Raw genomic sequence first — 16,265 nt, 5'->3', positions numbered from 1 at the left:
CAAGCGTTGCGCTGCCGGTCTACAGGTTTGAAAAAAACGATTACCTGAAGGATGGATAGAACACATGAACTTACATGAATATCAGGCCAAACAGCTGTTTGCCCGGTATGGCTTACCGGCTCCGGTGGGTTATGCCTGTACTACCCCACGTGAAGCAGAAGAAGCCGCATCTAAAATCGGTTCCGGCCCTTGGGTAGTTAAGTGTCAGGTTCACGCTGGTGGCCGCGGTAAAGCGGGCGGTGTGAAGGTTGTGAAGAGCAAAGAAGAGATCCGTGCCTTTGCTGAACACTGGCTGGGCAAACGCCTGGTGACCTATCAGACAGATGCGAACGGCCAGCCGGTAAACCAGATCCTGGTTGAAGCAGCGACTGATATCGCAAAAGAGTTGTATCTCGGCGCGGTCGTAGACCGTAGCTCCCGTCGCGTGGTGTTCATGGCATCCACCGAAGGCGGCGTGGAAATCGAGAAAGTGGCTGAAGAGACGCCACACCTGATCCACAAAGTGGCTATCGATCCACTGGCTGGCCCTATGCCTTACCAGGGGCGCGAGCTGGCGTTCAAACTGGGTCTGGAAGGTAAACTGGTTCAACAGTTCACCAAGATCTTCATGGGCCTGGCGACGATCTTCCTGGAGCGCGATCTGGCGCTGATCGAAATCAACCCGCTGGTGATCACCACTCAGGGCGATCTGATCTGCCTCGACGGCAAACTGGGCGCTGACGGTAACGCACTGTTCCGCCAGTCCGATCTGCGTGAAATGCGCGATCAGTCTCAGGAAGATCCGCGTGAAGCGCAGGCTGCACAGTGGGAACTGAACTACGTCGCGCTGGATGGCAACATCGGCTGCATGGTTAACGGTGCGGGCCTGGCAATGGGCACCATGGACATCGTTAAACTGCACGGTGGCGAACCGGCTAACTTCCTTGACGTGGGCGGCGGCGCGACCAAAGAGCGCGTAACCGAAGCGTTCAAAATCATCCTCTCTGACGACAACGTGAAAGCCGTTCTGGTTAACATCTTCGGCGGTATCGTTCGTTGCGACCTGATCGCTGACGGTATCATCGGTGCGGTGGAAGAAGTAGGCGTGAACGTCCCGGTTGTGGTTCGTCTGGAAGGTAACAACGCTGAACTCGGCGCGAAAAAACTGGCTGACAGTGGCCTGAATATTATTGCAGCGAAAAGTCTGACGGATGCAGCTCAGCAGGTTGTTGCCGCAGTGGAGGGGAAATAATGTCCGTTTTGATTGATAAGAACACTAAAGTTATCTGCCAGGGCTTCACCGGAAGCCAGGGGACTTTCCACTCCGAACAAGCGATTGCTTACGGTACGCAGATGGTTGGCGGCGTGACGCCAGGCAAAGGCGGCACCACGCATCTGGGCCTGCCGGTGTTTAACACCGTGCGCGAAGCGGTCGAAGCGACGGGTGCAACCGCGACCGTGATCTACGTTCCGGCTCCGTTCTGCAAAGACTCTATTCTGGAAGCGATCGACGCAGGCATCAAACTGATCATCACCATTACTGAAGGCATCCCGACGCTGGACATGCTGACCGTAAAAGTGAAGCTGGATGAAGCGGGCGTTCGCATGATCGGGCCAAACTGCCCGGGCGTCATCACCCCAGGTGAATGCAAAATCGGCATCATGCCGGGCCACATTCACAAGCCAGGCAAAGTGGGCATCGTGTCTCGCTCCGGTACCCTGACCTATGAAGCGGTTAAACAGACCACCGACTACGGTTTCGGCCAGTCCACCTGTGTGGGCATCGGCGGTGACCCGATTCCAGGCTCTAACTTCATCGATATCCTGAAACTGTTCCAGGAAGATCCGCAGACTGAAGCGATCGTGATGATCGGTGAAATCGGCGGTAGCGCGGAAGAAGAAGCTGCAGCTTACATCAAAGATCACGTGACCAAGCCGGTTGTTGGCTACATCGCGGGTGTGACGGCGCCAAAAGGCAAACGTATGGGCCACGCAGGCGCCATCATTGCCGGTGGTAAAGGCACAGCGGATGAGAAATTCGCCGCTCTGGAAGCCGCAGGTGTTAAAACCGTTCGCAGCCTGGCCGATATCGGCGAAGCGCTGAGCGCTATCATCAAGTAAATCCTCTCTGCTCTCCGCAAGGGGAGCTTTGACATAATAAATGTCCGTTTCGACATGGTTGGCCGCTGAAAAGCGGCCTTTTTTATCCCTGCATGAACACCACCTCCTATGGAGGTGGTCAGCAATAAGTTGGCTCTGCCAATAATGCTACTCATGGGAAAATCCGAATCTGTTATCCCCATAACTGATAAGGATTTAACCATGAGTAGATTCCAGAAAGCATCTCATGTGCTCTGGTGTTGTCAATATCATATCGTATGGACACCCAAGTACCGATTTCGCATCCTTAGGAACAATGTTGGTAAAGAGGTCTACAGGCAGATAAGGATCTCAAGCGAGCAGCTCGGGATAGAAGTGGTAGAGCTGAATGTTCAGATAGATCATGTCCATCTACTGGTAAAAGTCCCGCCACGTCTTTCTATTTCACATGTGATCGGTCATTTGAAAGGTAAAACAGCCCTTAGGTTGTTCAGCAAATTTCCCCACCTGCGGAAGAACAAGCTGTGGGGAAATCACTTTTGGGCACGAGGTTACTGCGTGGATACCGTAGGTATAAATGAAGAAATGATCAGAAAGTACGTGAAATATCAGGAAAAGCATGAAGTTGAAGAGAGCCAGCTTCCACTAAAAGAGGTGTGAAGGGAAGGCTCTCAGAGTCTGGACTTAGTACGCCCCTATGGGGCGTTATCAATGCCACCTGCTATGCAGGTGGTTTTTTACTGGCCAGCATACGCTCACTGGCGTTGCGTTTACCGGGCATACGGTTTTGTAGAGAGGGTAAGCGGAAATACCATCCTGCGTTTACTCCAATAAAAAAAGGGAGCCTTTCGGCTCCCTTCGTATTCACGGCTAAATCACGGCGAACTTAGAAACTGTAGCTTCCGCTCACAGAGAAGTTACGCGGTGCGCCATAGACACCATAAGTGCCCAGGTAATCGTAATACTCTTCGTCAAACACGTTGTTCAGGTTGCCCTGAACCGAGAAGTTTTTGGTGACCTGATAGCGGGTAAAGAGATCGACTACGGTATAGCCATCCTGAGTAATCTGCTTCACGCCGTTCGGGCCGTTATCGATATCCTGCCAGGTTTTGTTCTGCCAGCGAGCGCCACCGCCCACGGTCAGCTCAGGCAGCATTGGCAGCTGGTAACGGGTAAACAGTTTCAGTGACGTACGCGGCTGGCCTGGGTTTACTGCGGCGCCATTCTCATCATCTGCAATGTACCGGCTTCCACCGAAGGTCAGCTGCCAGTTATCGGTCAACGCGCCGTTCAGTTCGAATTCGATACCTTTACTGACGGTACCATCCACAGATTTATACGCCGACTGGCCGCCGGAGCCTGGGATCGTTGTCCCGGTATTAACGGCCACGTTGTCCTGCTCGATACGGAAGACAGCAACCGTCGCGGTCAGACGGGTGTTGAACCAGTCGCCTTTTACACCGGCTTCATAGCTCTTACCGGTGGTCGGGTCGATAAACTTGCTGTTGATATCGCGCTGGCCCGTTGGCTGGAAGATAGAGGTATAGCTCCCGTAGACCGACCAGGTATCGTCGATGTCATAGATCAGGCCCGCGTATGGCGTGACGTCATCGAACTTCGCGTTGCGGATTTCGTCGGGTTGACGCTCCAGGTTGTACTTCGCACTCCACTCGGTGTAACGCGCGCCCAGAATCAGGTGCAGCGGATCGGCCAGTGACAGGCGGGTGGCGCCATAGACTGATTTCTGACGGATGACATCACGCTGATAGAGCGAGAAGCCGGACCAGCTCGGATCAGCCAGTTTGCCGTTGTAATCGTAAATGCTGCCGACATCCATCAGGCCATAGTTATCGTTAACCGGATAGGAGTTGTCATAGTTATTGCGCTGACGGCTGTAGCTGCCGCCAAACATGACTTCGTGCTGACGGCCCAGCAGCTCATAGCCGCCGCGCACGAACGCATCCACAGAGTCCTGTTTACGTTCGCCCCGGTTCCAGCCGCCCCAGGCGCCGTACCAGCTGGAGGCATCGTACAGGCCGGTTGTTTTATCCGGATAACCGTCGATGTACATCAGCTTGCTGTCAAAATTGGTTTCCGCATGCATGGCGTTAACTTTGGCTTCCCAGCCGTTATCAAAGCGCTGCGTCAGGTTAGCGAAGACCTTGGTAGAGTCGTTGTTGGAGTAAGTCCAGTCGGCCGCCGTGTTAAAGCCGCGGCGGAAATCGGTTTTGCTGCCATCGCTGAACATGGACGGGAAACCGCCCCAGGTCGGGCTGTCCTCTTCGCTCTCCTGGTAGTCATAGCCCAGGGAGAGGGTGGTGGAGTCCGTAATGTCTGCGTCGAGGATCCCGGAGACAAACTTCTTACGGTAATGGTTACGTTCAACCCAGGAGTCGCGGTCTTCATAACCGGCGATCACGCGCCCGCGCACATTGCCGGATTCCGTCAGCGGTGCCTGCAGATCCATCACGTAACGCTGTTTGTCCCAGCTGCCATAGGTGGCGGAGACGTTGCCTTTGAACTCTTTGCTGTCGGCGTGTTTACGCACCATGTTGACGTAGGCGGATGGGTTACCCGTTCCGCTCATCAGGCCGGCTGCGCCGCGCACCACTTCGATTTTGTCGAAAATGGCCGTGTCGCCTGCGGTATCACCAAAATTCCAGCGGTTATCGAGGAAAGTGGGCATATCTTCATAGGCAAAGTTGCTGATGAAGAAACCGCGAGAATAGAAGTTGGTACGGCTGGTATCGATGCGAGACGCACTCACACCGACGGTATTATCCAGCACCGCGCCAATGGTGTTCAGCTCCTGATCCTGCATACGCTGCTGGCTCATGACGCTGACCGACTGGGGAATATCACGCGGAACCAGCAGTAATTTGGTGCCGGTCGTGGTGGTTTTGACGCTGTAATCCTTATCCTGCGCGCTATTTTGGTCTTGCGCGTTATCAGCCCCGTCAACGACAACGGTATCTTCTGGATTCGTTTCAGCGAAACTTGCGGTCGGCATCAATGCCATAGCAATACAGGCTGCCAGCAACGAAGGTGTTGCGACAGACTGACGTTGCCCATCCCTGGTGTGATTAATGAAAGACATTATCAAACCCTTTCTGAGTGAATGGTAATTTTTTGCCCCAGTCCCGATAACGGTCGGAGGTCATTTCTATGTTGAAAATGCGCATGAAAATGCAAATGCGAAATATACGCATTTGATTTAACCGTGTAAACAGATGTAACCATTGCCACTGAAATTATGTTTCAGTTCATTCCGGGGGGGGAATGGTCAATCAGCGACCATCCATTGGACGTTAAAGAAAGAAATAACGGGATAAGGTTGAAAGGACAGGAGAAACTCGCTCATACTCTTGTGTTGTGTCACGGGCAATTGCCGTATGTCAGCCTTTGCCGGTCACGCCACGCCAGATTAAACCAAAAAGGAAAACGTCATGGCTGAAGAAACCATTTTCAGTAAAATTATCCGCCGTGAAATCCCGTCGGATATCGTGTATCAGGATGAACTGGTCACTGCTTTCCGCGACATTTCGCCTCAGGCTCCGACACACATCCTTATTATCCCCAATATTCTGATTCCGACCGTTAATGACGTGAAAACTGAGCATGAAGTGGCATTAGGCCGTATGCTGACGGTAGCAGCGAAAATTGCTGAGCAGGAAGGGATTGCCGAAGACGGATACCGTCTGATCATGAACTGCAATCGTCATGGTGGGCAGGAAGTTTATCATATTCACATGCATCTGCTGGGCGGTCGTCCGCTGGGTCCGATGCTGGCGCATAAAGGTCTTTAACATGCAAAGAGGGCGTATCGCTGTTCTGCTCCTGGCGATGGTAATGGCGGGCTGTAGCTCGCGTCCCGCGATCCCGGTCAGCGACGAACAGACGCTGGTGATGGAGTCGTCGGTACTGGCGGCGGGCATCACCGCAGAAGCACCGTCGCTGACGGTCAGTGAAATTCAGCCGTCGGCGTCCTCTACGCTCTATAACGAACGACATGAGCCTGTCACCGTCCACTATCGGTTTTACTGGTATGACGTAAGAGGCCTCGAGATGCATCCACTTGAAGCGCCGCGCAGCGTCGTTATTCCGGCGAATTCGTCGGTCACGCTTTATGGCAGCGCTAATTATCTGGGTGCGCATAAGGTCAGACTTTATCTTTATTTGTAAGGGGTGAACCTTGATTAAGAATTTGGGCCGTTACGCGCTCGTTACCGCTTTTGCGCTGTTCCTGTCGGGATGTATCACCCGTACGGAACAGCAACCCGCGCCCGTTGATGAGGCCAAACCGGGCACTGAACAGCCAGTGACCCCGACGGAGCCGGTTCCAACGGTGCCGTCCGTGCCAACGATTCCTGAACAGCCAGGCCCGATTGAACATCCGGATCAAACCTCGCAGCCTGCGCCACGCGTTCGCCACTATGACTGGAACGGCGCGATGCAGCCGATGGTCGGCAAAATGCTGCAGGCACAGGGTGTTACCGCAGGCAGCGTGCTGCTGGTGGACAGCGTGAACAACCGCACCAACGGTTCGCTGAATGCCGGTGAAGCCACCGAAACCCTGCGCAATGCGCTGGCGAATAACGGCAAGTTTACGCTGGTCTCCGTGCAGCAACTGTCGGTTGCGAAGCAGCAACTGGGCCTGTCACCGCAGGACAGTCTGGGCTCGCGCAGCAAAGCGATTGGTATCGCCCGTAACGTTGGCGCGCAGTATGTGCTCTATTCCAACGCCACCGGCAACGTCAATACGCCAGCCCTGCAAATGCAGCTGATGCTGGTTCAAACGGGTGAGATTATCTGGTCAGGTAAAGGTGCCGTTACACAACAATAACGTCACGCGCGAAACGATCGTTTCGCGCTACTTCCCTCAGTATCGCCTTGTCGCGCCGCAAACCCACGCCGGGTTTAGCGGCGCGAGTTGCATTATTGAACAGGGCGAGCGCCGTCTGGTGTTACGTCTGCGCCACGATGCGAGCGGGCCCGCGTTCTGTTTTCGCCGTCAGTACCACGCCTTGCGCCGTCTGCCTGCCGATCTGGTGCCAAAGCCGCACTGCTTTCATCGCGACTGGATGGCGGTGGAGTATCTTGTGGGCGAGATCAAAAGCGAGCTTCCGGATACCCAAACCCTCGCAGGCATGCTGTATTATCTGCACCGACAATCCCGTCTGGGCTGGCGAATTACCCTGTTACCGCTGCTCGATGCCTACTGGCAAGGGGCCGATCCTGCCAGACGCACGCCGTTCTGGCTGGCTACGCTAAAACGTCTGCGTCAGCGCGGCGAACCGCAGCCCCTGCGGCTGGTGCCGCTGCATATGGACGTTCATGCCGGAAACATTGTGCATACGCCGGCAGGCGAGCGGCTGATCGACTGGGAATATGCTGGTGATGGCGACGTAGGGCTTGAGCTGGCGTCCCTATGGATGCCGACGGAAAATGTCCGCCAGGAGTTTATCGATGTCTACGCCAAAACGGCGAACATTGATGCGCATCAACTGAAAAAGCAGGTGCAGCGCTGGCGGCCCTGGGTACTGATGATGATGGCCGGGTGGTTCGAATTACGCTTTCAGCAATCGGCTGACAAACAATTTATCGCGCTGGCAGATGACGTCTGGCGTCAGTTACAAACTAAAGGATAAGAGAGGTTCGTGTGGGTCCAGTAATGTTGGATGTCGAAGGGTATGAACTGGATGCGGAAGAGCGCGATATTCTGGCGCATCCGCTGGTGGGTGGGCTCATTCTGTTTACCCGCAACTATCACGATCCCGCGCAGCTGCGCGAGCTGGTGCGTCAGATCCGTGCGGCGTCCCGTAACCATCTGGTGGTGGCGGTCGATCAGGAAGGCGGACGCGTCCAGCGTTTTCGCGAGGGCTTTACCCGTCTGCCGGCGGCGCAATCTTTTGCTGCACTGCTGGGAACGGAGCAGGGCGGCAAGCTGGCGCAGGATGCAGGCTGGCTGATGGCGAGCGAAATGATCGCTATGGATATTGATATCAGCTTTGCGCCGGTGCTGGATGTCGGGCATATCAGCGCGGCGATTGGCGAGCGTTCTTATCATGAAGATCCGCAGATCGCCCTGGCGATGGCAACGCGTTTTATCGACGGAATGCACGACGCCGGTATGAAAACCACCGGGAAACACTTCCCGGGGCACGGCGCTGTGACGGCGGATTCCCACAAAGAGACGCCGCGCGATCCGCGCCCTGAGGCGGAGATCCGCGCCAAAGATATGTCCGTTTTTCGTTCGCTCATTACTGACAACAAACTCGACGCCATCATGCCCGCGCACGTGATTTACAGCGACGTCGATCCGCGTCCGGCCAGCGGCTCTGCGCACTGGCTGAAAACCGTATTACGTCAGGAGCTGGGCTTTAACGGCGTGATCTTCTCCGACGATCTGTCGATGGAAGGCGCAGCCATTATGGGCAGCTATGCCGAGCGCGGTCAGGCGTCGCTGGATGCGGGTTGCGATATGATCCTGGTCTGCAATAATCGTAAAGGGGCGGTTAGCGTGTTAGATAACCTGTCGCCGATCAATGCTGAACGTGTTACACAATTGTATCATAAAGGTTCATTTAGCCGTCAGGAGCTGATGAGCTCGGCTCGCTGGAAGACGGTGAACGCTGAGCTTGAAGCACTCAATGAGCGCTGGCAGGCACACAAAGCAGGTCAATAACCCCCTCCTGGAAGGCGTCGTGTGGTGAGGAAACAATGATCATTTATTTGCACGGTTTTGATTCGAACAGTCCTGGTAATCATGAGAAAGTGCTGCAACTGCAGTTCATCGACCCGGACGTGCGGCTGATTAGCTACAGCACGCGCCACCCGAAACACGATATGGCGCATCTGCTCAAAGAAGTGGACAAGATGCTGCAACTCAACGTCGACGATCGCCCGCTGATTTGCGGTGTGGGCCTCGGCGGCTACTGGGCAGAGCGGATCGGCTTTCTCTGCGATATTCGCCAGGTAGTGTTCAATCCGAATTTGTTCCCTAACGAGAACATGGAAGGCAAGATCGACCGCCCGGAAGAGTACGTGGATATCGCCACCAAATGCGTCAGTAACTTCCGCGAGAAGAACCGCGACCGCTGCATGGCGATCCTCTCCCGCAACGACGAGGCGCTGGATAATCACCGTGCGGCGGAGCTGTTGCATCACTATTATGAAATTGTCTGGGACGAAGAACAGACCCACAAATTCAAAAATATCTCCCCGCACCTTCAGCGCATCAAAGCCTTCAAGACCCTGGGCTAAACCCCTCTGATCGACTCCAGGCCCGGCCGCGCAAGCGAGCCGGGCTTTCTCTTTTGCTACAATTGTACAAATTTAAATCATCAAAACTTGATTCATATCAATTTTGGTATGACCAATGCGCCTGGCGTGTTATTCTCAATGCACCTGAATGGTTTCAGTGCTGTAACCTGTTGTTAATTAAGGGTTATTATCATAACTTTTAATTAACAATTGGTTAATAATTTGAGGGGGTCACATTGACTACGCCATTGAAAAAGATAGTAATTGTAGGCGGCGGCGCAGGTGGGCTGGAGCTGGCTACGCAACTCGGCAAAAAGCTGGGCCGTGGCAAAAAAGCCAAAATTACGCTGGTCGATCGTAACCACAGCCATCTGTGGAAACCGTTGCTGCATGAAGTGGCCACCGGTTCACTGGACGAAGGTGTTGATGCCCTGAGCTATCTGGCGCATGCGCGTAATCACGATTTCCAGTTCCAGCTGGGCTCCGTGATGGATATCAACCGCGAAAGCAAAACCATCACCCTGGCCGAGCTGCGTGACGAGAAAGGCGAGCTGCTGGTGCCTGAGCGCAAGCTGCCGTACGACACGCTGGTGATGGCGCTGGGAAGCACCTCGAACGACTTCAACACGCCAGGCGTGAAAGAAAACTGCATCTTCCTGGATAACCCGCATCAGGCACGTCGTTTCCATCAGGAAATGCTGAACCTGTTCCTGAAATACTCCAACAACCTCGGCGCGAGCGGCAAAGTGAATATCGCGATTGTCGGCGGCGGGGCGACGGGCGTTGAACTTTCAGCGGAACTGCACAACGCGGTGAAACAGCTGCACAGCTACGGTTACAAAGGGCTGACCAACGAAGCGCTGAACGTGACGCTGGTCGAAGCGGGCGAACGCATTCTGCCTGCGCTGCCACCGCGTATTTCCGGCGCAGCGCATAACGAGCTGACCAAAATGGGCGTGCGCGTTCTGACGCAAACCATGGTCACCAGCGCCGATACCGGCGGCCTGCACACCAAAGACGGCGAGTATATTCAGGCCGATCTGATGGTCTGGGCGGCGGGTATTAAAGCACCTGATTTCATGAAAGAGATTGGCGGGCTGGAAACCAACCGTATCAACCAGCTGGTAGTGGAGCCAACGCTTCAGACCACACGCGATCCGGACATCTTCGCCATTGGCGACTGCGCCTCCTGCGCACGTCCTGAAGGTGGATTCGTGCCGCCGCGCGCGCAGGCCGCGCACCAGATGGCAAGCCTGGCGCTGCACAACATTCTGGCGCAGACCAAAGGCAAAGCGATGAAGTCCTACGTCTATAAAGACCATGGCTCGCTGGTCTCCCTGTCTAACTTCTCCACCGTGGGCAGTCTGATGGGTAACCTGATGCGCGGCTCGATGATGGTTGAAGGGCGTATCGCACGCTTCGTTTACATCTCGCTGTACCGTATGCACCAGGTCGCGCTGCACGGTTACTTCAAAACCGGGCTGATGATGCTGGTGGGCAGTATCAACCGCGTGATCCGTCCTCGCCTCAAACTGCACTAATCTTTCAGTCCCTCCGGCTCCCGGAGGGACTTTTTAGCATTTCCTGCTGACAAACTTCGTCAGAGTACTTAAGAGTTCTCTGAAACGCGTCCCTTTTCATTTTACCTCTCTCTTTTTGAGCGTTATTCCGATTGGCGAACTCACTCTTCGATTGCAAAATTGTTACCAATAGCAACAAAGGAGGAAGCCCCGTGAATAAATCTATGTTGGCGGGTATAGGGATTGGCGTGGCTGCAGCGCTGGGCGTGGCAGCAGTGGCCAGTCTTAACGTGTTCGAACGCGGCCCGCAGTATGCTCAGGTTGTTTCTGCCACCCCGATTACCGAGTCGGTGAAAACCCCTCGTCAGGAGTGCCGCAACGTGGCGGTGACTCACCGTCGTCCGGTGCAGGATGAAAACCGTATCGCAGGCTCAGTGCTGGGTGCGGTTGCCGGTGGTGTGATTGGTCATCAGTTCGGTGGGGGACGCGGGAAAGATGTCGCGACCGTCGTCGGCGCACTGGGTGGCGGCTATGCCGGTCACCAGGTTCAGGGCGCAATGCAGGACAACGACACCTACACCACGACGCAGCAGCGTTGTAAAACGGTGTACGACAAATCAGAAAAAATGCTTGGCTACGATGTGACCTACAAGATTGGCGATCAGCAGGGGAAAATCCGCATGGATAAAGATCCTGGCACCCAGATCCCACTCGACAGTAACGGTCAGCTGGTTCTGAATAACAAGGTGTAAAAAAAGCGGTATTATTAATTTGGCTCCTCAAACGCTCAGGCTGAGGAGCCTTTTTTTTTCCCGTCAGAAGGTCAGGGCGTAGCTCAGACCGAAGGTGCGTCCACGGCCTTTATACTCGTACAGCCCCGCATTCCCGTAAGTTGGGCTGTAGAGCAGTGGAGCGCGCTGTCCCCAGACGGTGGTGTACTCTTTATCCAGCAGGTTTTCGACGCTAAACGACAGTTTACCGAGCGGAAGCTGGTAGCTGCCGATGAAATCAACGGTGTTATAACCGTTCAGCTTATTGCCCGCCGCATCGCTCAGATCAAAGGCTTGCTGCGTTTGCAGGCGCAGCGCCCACGGCTCCGGTGCCCAGCCGACGTAGGCCGTCGCTTTGGATGGCGACGCCTGAGTCACATCCCATTTTTCCCAGGAACCGTTGGTTTTAATCTCTGACTTCAGAACGTTAACATTCCCGCCGAGACTCCAGTCGCTCTCAGGAATGAAATAATCCACTGCGCCTTCCACACCGTAGATGCGCCGCTTCTGCGGATTCACGTCGATAGTCATGTCAGCGCGGTTGATATCAATGGATTTATCCGACAAGGAGTAATAGGCCGCGATCTGTGTGTGCAGCTGGTCGCCCGTAAAACGCCAGCCCAGCTCGTAGGAGTCGACCTTAATCCCTTCAAGCTTCGCATCGTTCGGGTTAACGCTTTTCAGCAGCGCCAGATGGCCCTGGGCATCAGGTTTGCTATAGCTACCGTTACCGTAATATTTTCCCGGATCCGGCAGTTCCACGCCCTGAGAGAAGTTAAACCAGACCTGCTGACGCTCGGTCAGGTGTGCCAGGATCCCGGCGTTAAACAGGACATTATCGTAATCCGTTTTCCCGCCCGGAATAGCATCCGCAGAGAGTGCGCCGCCTTTGGCAATGGTCTGCTGCTGGGTATAGCCGATGAAATCATCGACGCGGTTTTCCGTCCACTGATAGCGCACGCCGCCGCTGAGGGTAAACACCTCGTTGATGTCATAGCTGTTTTGCAGGAACGGAGCGAAATTGGTGATGCTGTAGCCCGGATAGCGCCCGGTGCTGTAGGCCGACTGATTATTCATCCCGCCGGAAGGGACGGAATCGGCGAGGTCGAAGAACATCTGGTTGGAATCAAAGGTTTCATGGTCGGCATCAATACCCCAGGTGAGCTGCCAGCCGTCGAGCGGAGTGCTGTTTAAGGTCAGCTTCGCGCCGTACTGATCCGTGTTCTGCTCGGAGGCGGAGAAACTGGTGATGTCACCTTTGGCCACCGTCGGGAACGGGTAAAAACGCAGGGATTCGTCGCGATAATAGATCTGCCCGACCAGCTCCTGACCCCAGAAATCCGTATCGGAATATTGCAGGCTGACGAGGTGACGCTCGGTGCCAGGAATACGATCTGAGCTAAAGCCTTTGGACGTGCGGGCCGTGCCGTTCCCGGTGACGGCGCTCATGTTTTTATCCAGATAAAGCCCGTAATCGTCGTCACCCTGGCTTTTGTAATACTGAGTCACCAGCTGCAGCTGACGGGTCTCGTCAATTTCAATGGTGCCGGTTCCCATCACATCCAGACGATCGGAGTGCTGCAAACCCGTCTGGGTGTTGTCGAAGGTCAGCGCATCGCCATTGCCATCGTACCAGCCGCCGAAGCGCTGATACGCCACAGACAGACGGCCCGAGGCGTTATCATTGCCGCCGCTAACGGCCGCCGCCACTCGCTCGTCGCGATCGTCACTGTTGTTAAAGCCGCTTTTTCCGCCCAGTTCCAGATCAACCTGGGTCTCCGGCTGGCCTTTTTTGGTGACGATATTGATCAGCCCGCCGGTACTGCCGCCGCCGTAGAGTGACGTCGAGCCGGAGATGACTTCGATATGCTCAATATTGAACGGATCAATGGAATCGAGCTGGCGGCTGTCGGTTCGCGAGGAGTTCAGCCGTACGCCGTCAATCAGCACGACGATCGCGCGACCACGCATATTCATGCCATAGTTGGTGCGCCCCTGGCTGCTGACGTCCATCCCTGGGATTAGCTGGCCGAGAATATCTTTAAACTCTTTCCCGCCCTGAACCTGCTGTTCAATCTCCTGACCTTCAATGATCCACGTGGTCTGCGCCATTTCGGCGACGGTGCGGTGGCTGCGGTTGGCGCTGACAACCAGATTTTCTTCGCTCTTTTGTTCTGCATACAGCGGCATCGCGATGGCCAGCAGGACAGGGTTGAGCACCCAGAGGCTCTTTTTCATCATCATTCCTTGTTGAGCTTTTGCTCTTTGTTATTGGCAGGTCAAATCACACAATGGAAACATTGTGAAACAAATGTAAACGCGAATTTTGCCGATAAAGAGTCTCATTATCAACCCGCTGAAATAAGAGGGTTTACAGGCGCGAACGTGAAAACGAGAGGGGAAAAGGGGAAGGAAAAAGAAAAGGGCGGTTGCCCGCCCTGATAATCAGAGTTTCAGCAGTTCAGGCCACAGGCGTAGCGTGGTGCGAGAGATACTTTGCAGCTTTTCAAGGCTTGCGCCTTCACGCGCGCTGATCGACATCCCCTGCAGGACGCAGCTTAAAAATTGCGTCAGTTCGACGGTGTCGCAGTGCGCCGGAATTTCACCCCGCTTTTGGCGTTGGCTTAAAAACGCGCCCAGAGTCTCTTCCTGCATGGCGTGGCGCGATTTCACGGTATTCGCAATGTCTTTCGACGCGGCGGCAAGCGTGGCGGAGGTGTTAATCATAAAGCAGCCCGCAGGCGTGTCTTTGCTGGTAAAGCAGGCGGAGATAGCCGCGAAATAATCCTGCAAAGCCTGTTCAACGGTTTTCTCTTCGCAGAACAGCTGGGCTTCATGTTTTGCCGCAAAGCGCGCGATATAGCGATCCAGCACTGCGCGGAACAGGCCTTCTTTATTGGTGAATTCTGCATACAGCGTGGGGGCTTTCGCACCTGTCGCTTCGACCAGGTCGGAGAGCGAGGTGGCTTCATACCCATGCTGCCAGAAGAGTGTCATGGCCTTATCGAGCGCCGCATCCCTGTCGAACACTTTCGGTCGGCCACGGCTTTTTTTTGCGCAACTCGTGACGTCGGTTGTCATGTGCCGTTGTACCTTTGTTGGTTTGTTGAATGATCATTATAAAAATAATAGCCTGCGCCGACCAGCACTCATTTCACAAAAATAAATTAATCATATGGGTATGAAAAATAAGAGGTTTAAAATTAATTTAACGGTCGTTATAAAATTATGTTGACGTGTGACCTGGATCACAACTATCATTTACCTATCGATCGTTAAGTAAATAACTAACGACCTCCCAAATTCATCTGTTAAAGGCTAATTATCATGAAAACCATCAATACCCTCATCGCTGCTGCTGTACTGAGTTCTCTGTCATTTGCCAGCTTCGCGGCTGTCGAAGTGCAATCCACCCCTGCTGACCAGCAGAAAGTGGGCACCATCTCTGCCAACGCAGGGACTAACCTGAGCTCACTGGAAGATCAGTTAGCGCAGAAAGCCGACGCCATGGGTGCGAAATCTTTCCGTATCACCTCTGTGACCGGTCCGAACACCCTGCACGGTACTGCGGTTATCTACAAATAAGCCTGGCTTAACCCTCATAAAGCCACTGTTAAAAAAAAGGCCCTGCGATTTCGCAGGGCCTTTTTTGTCTCTTGTGCTTTAAAGCGCTTGCTGAGCCACGTCGTGATGCGGCGTCACATCCACCGGCATACCCGAGCGTACGTCCATCGCTTTTTCCATCACCGCGCTGTCCGCGCGCGCTTTGAAGTTTTGCATTGCTGCGTTCAGGACAATCGGCAGCGTTTGCGGATCGTCGCCAATGTTTTTCGACAGCGGCTGGTGGACCTCCACCAGACGTTTTCCGCCCGGCTCTTCCGACACTTTTATCGGCGTATTGATGATATTGACCTTCGTGCCTGGGGTAATCACGCGGAACAGAGTCTCAATATCGCCGTCGCGCAGGCGAATGCAGCCTGAGCTGACGCGCATGCCGATGCCAAAGTCCGCGTTGGTTCCATGCAGCAAATAGACGCCGCCGTAGGCCGCGAGGCGAATCGCGTGATGGCCCATTGGGTTATCCGGCCCTGCCGGAACCACAGCGGGCAGATCAATGCCCTGGGCTTTATAACGTGCGCGGATATTGGCCGTCGGCGTCCAGGTCGGGTTGGCGCGTTTATCCGAAACGGTGGTCACCATGGTCGGCGTTAAGGTGTCGCCGCCCAACTGACCAATTCCGATAGGGTAGACTGTCACCTCATTTTTACCCGGCGGGTAATAGTAGAGGCGCAGTTCGGCGAGGTTAATCACCAAACCTTCGCGCGGTGCGTCAGGTAACAGGGTTTGCAGCGGGATAGTTAGCACGCTGCCAGGGCGTGGCACGTAGGGATCAACGCCCGGGTTAGCCTGCAGTAACGCCAGAAAACCGACGTTATATTTTTTGGCTATCGCCTCCAGCGAACCGCCGTCATTTTCTACGACGTGAAAACGGTTTTCGCCCACCAGACGACTACCGGCAGGGGGCAGCGGCCAGGTATTCGCACGCGCGGGCAGGGCGAGGGCGACGGTCGCCGCGAGGGCAATCAGGGTTATCCAGCGAGTAAAACGCAGAGTCATCATCACTCAATTCCAT

16 protein-coding genes are annotated in these 16,265 nt (G+C 54.6%); 12 read left to right on the top strand and 4 right to left on the bottom strand.

What is annotated here, in order from left to right:
* Window positions 1-64 precede the first annotated feature (64 nt).
* From sucC to tnpA, 3 genes are all read left to right on the top strand, one after another.
* Window positions 65-1,231 (top strand): ADP-forming succinate--CoA ligase subunit beta, encoded by a 1,167-nt coding sequence (gene sucC / locus F153LOC_RS04815; RefSeq protein ID WP_059355295.1) that lies wholly within the window; start codon window positions 65-67, stop codon window positions 1,229-1,231.
* Complete coding sequence (sucD, locus tag F153LOC_RS04810; RefSeq protein ID WP_095281274.1) at window positions 1,231-2,100, top strand: succinate--CoA ligase subunit alpha; 870 nt, start codon at window positions 1,231-1,233, stop codon at window positions 2,098-2,100. Before sucC ends, sucD begins: the two co-directional genes overlap by 1 nt.
* Before the next feature lie 201 nt (window positions 2,101-2,301).
* Window positions 2,302-2,739 carry an IS200/IS605 family transposase gene (gene tnpA / locus F153LOC_RS04805; protein WP_102105814.1) on the top strand — a complete coding sequence of 146 codons (438 nt, stop codon included), beginning with the start codon at window positions 2,302-2,304 and terminating at the stop codon, window positions 2,737-2,739.
* A gap of 226 nt (window positions 2,740-2,965) precedes the next feature.
* Here tnpA and fhuE read toward each other — a convergent pair whose 3' ends face one another.
* Complete coding sequence (gene fhuE, locus F153LOC_RS04800; RefSeq protein WP_102103451.1) at window positions 2,966-5,176, bottom strand: ferric-rhodotorulic acid/ferric-coprogen receptor FhuE; 2,211 nt, start codon at window positions 5,174-5,176, stop codon at window positions 2,966-2,968.
* A gap of 349 nt (window positions 5,177-5,525) precedes the next feature.
* Between fhuE and hinT the strand changes: the two genes are divergently transcribed.
* From hinT to F153LOC_RS04760, 8 genes are all read left to right on the top strand, one after another.
* A complete protein-coding gene (gene hinT / locus F153LOC_RS04795) occupies window positions 5,526-5,885 on the top strand; it encodes a purine nucleoside phosphoramidase (protein ID WP_006809243.1) in 360 nt (119 codons plus the stop codon).
* Window position 5,886: 1 nt separating this feature from the next.
* Window positions 5,887-6,261, top strand: coding sequence for a YcfL family protein (locus tag F153LOC_RS04790; protein ID WP_100780575.1), 375 nt, complete (start codon window positions 5,887-5,889; stop codon window positions 6,259-6,261).
* 10 nt (window positions 6,262-6,271) lie between these two features.
* A complete protein-coding gene (gene lpoB, locus F153LOC_RS04785; RefSeq protein ID WP_100780574.1) occupies window positions 6,272-6,922 on the top strand; it encodes a penicillin-binding protein activator LpoB in 651 nt (216 codons plus the stop codon).
* The gene (thiK, locus tag F153LOC_RS04780; RefSeq protein ID WP_102103452.1) at window positions 6,903-7,727 is read left to right on the top strand and encodes a thiamine kinase; all 825 of its coding nucleotides are present in this window, start codon (window positions 6,903-6,905) and stop codon (window positions 7,725-7,727) included. Before lpoB ends, thiK begins: the two co-directional genes overlap by 20 nt.
* A gap of 11 nt (window positions 7,728-7,738) precedes the next feature.
* Window positions 7,739-8,764 carry a beta-N-acetylhexosaminidase gene (nagZ, locus tag F153LOC_RS04775; RefSeq protein ID WP_102103453.1) on the top strand — a complete coding sequence of 342 codons (1,026 nt, stop codon included), beginning with the start codon at window positions 7,739-7,741 and terminating at the stop codon, window positions 8,762-8,764.
* 35 nt (window positions 8,765-8,799) lie between these two features.
* On the top strand, window positions 8,800-9,342 hold the full coding sequence (gene ycfP, locus F153LOC_RS04770) for an alpha/beta hydrolase YcfP (protein ID WP_100780571.1): 543 nt from the start codon (window positions 8,800-8,802) through the stop codon (window positions 9,340-9,342).
* A gap of 236 nt (window positions 9,343-9,578) precedes the next feature.
* The gene (locus F153LOC_RS04765) at window positions 9,579-10,883 is read left to right on the top strand and encodes an NAD(P)/FAD-dependent oxidoreductase (protein ID WP_100780570.1); all 1,305 of its coding nucleotides are present in this window, start codon (window positions 9,579-9,581) and stop codon (window positions 10,881-10,883) included.
* Between the two features lie 191 nt (window positions 10,884-11,074).
* Window positions 11,075-11,614, top strand: coding sequence for a glycine zipper 2TM domain-containing protein (locus F153LOC_RS04760; protein WP_100780569.1), 540 nt, complete (start codon window positions 11,075-11,077; stop codon window positions 11,612-11,614).
* 63 nt (window positions 11,615-11,677) lie between these two features.
* On the opposite strand, the gene F153LOC_RS04755 is transcribed toward F153LOC_RS04760, so the two are convergent.
* Window positions 11,678-13,870, bottom strand: coding sequence for a TonB-dependent siderophore receptor (locus F153LOC_RS04755; protein WP_102103454.1), 2,193 nt, complete (start codon window positions 13,868-13,870; stop codon window positions 11,678-11,680).
* A 207-nt stretch (window positions 13,871-14,077) separates the two neighbouring features.
* Window positions 14,078-14,713, bottom strand: coding sequence for a TetR family copper-responsive transcriptional repressor ComR (gene comR, locus F153LOC_RS04750; protein ID WP_100780567.1), 636 nt, complete (start codon window positions 14,711-14,713; stop codon window positions 14,078-14,080).
* Between the two features lie 246 nt (window positions 14,714-14,959).
* Between comR and bhsA the strand changes: the two genes are divergently transcribed.
* Entirely contained in the window at window positions 14,960-15,217 is a 258-nt protein-coding gene (bhsA, locus tag F153LOC_RS04745; protein ID WP_100780566.1) for a multiple stress resistance protein BhsA, read from the top strand.
* 78 nt (window positions 15,218-15,295) lie between these two features.
* Here the strand turns inward: bhsA and F153LOC_RS04740 are convergent, their stop codons facing one another.
* Window positions 15,296-16,255, bottom strand: a complete 960-nt coding sequence (locus F153LOC_RS04740) for a L,D-transpeptidase family protein (RefSeq protein ID WP_102103455.1) — start codon at window positions 16,253-16,255, stop codon at window positions 15,296-15,298.
* Window positions 16,256-16,265: the final 10 nt, after the last annotated feature.

This window comes from Lelliottia sp. F153 (genome assembly GCF_002870005.1).
In the GTDB taxonomy this organism is placed as follows: domain Bacteria; phylum Pseudomonadota; class Gammaproteobacteria; order Enterobacterales; family Enterobacteriaceae; genus Enterobacter; species Enterobacter nimipressuralis.
This window is presented reverse-complemented; position numbering and strand designations above follow the sequence as displayed.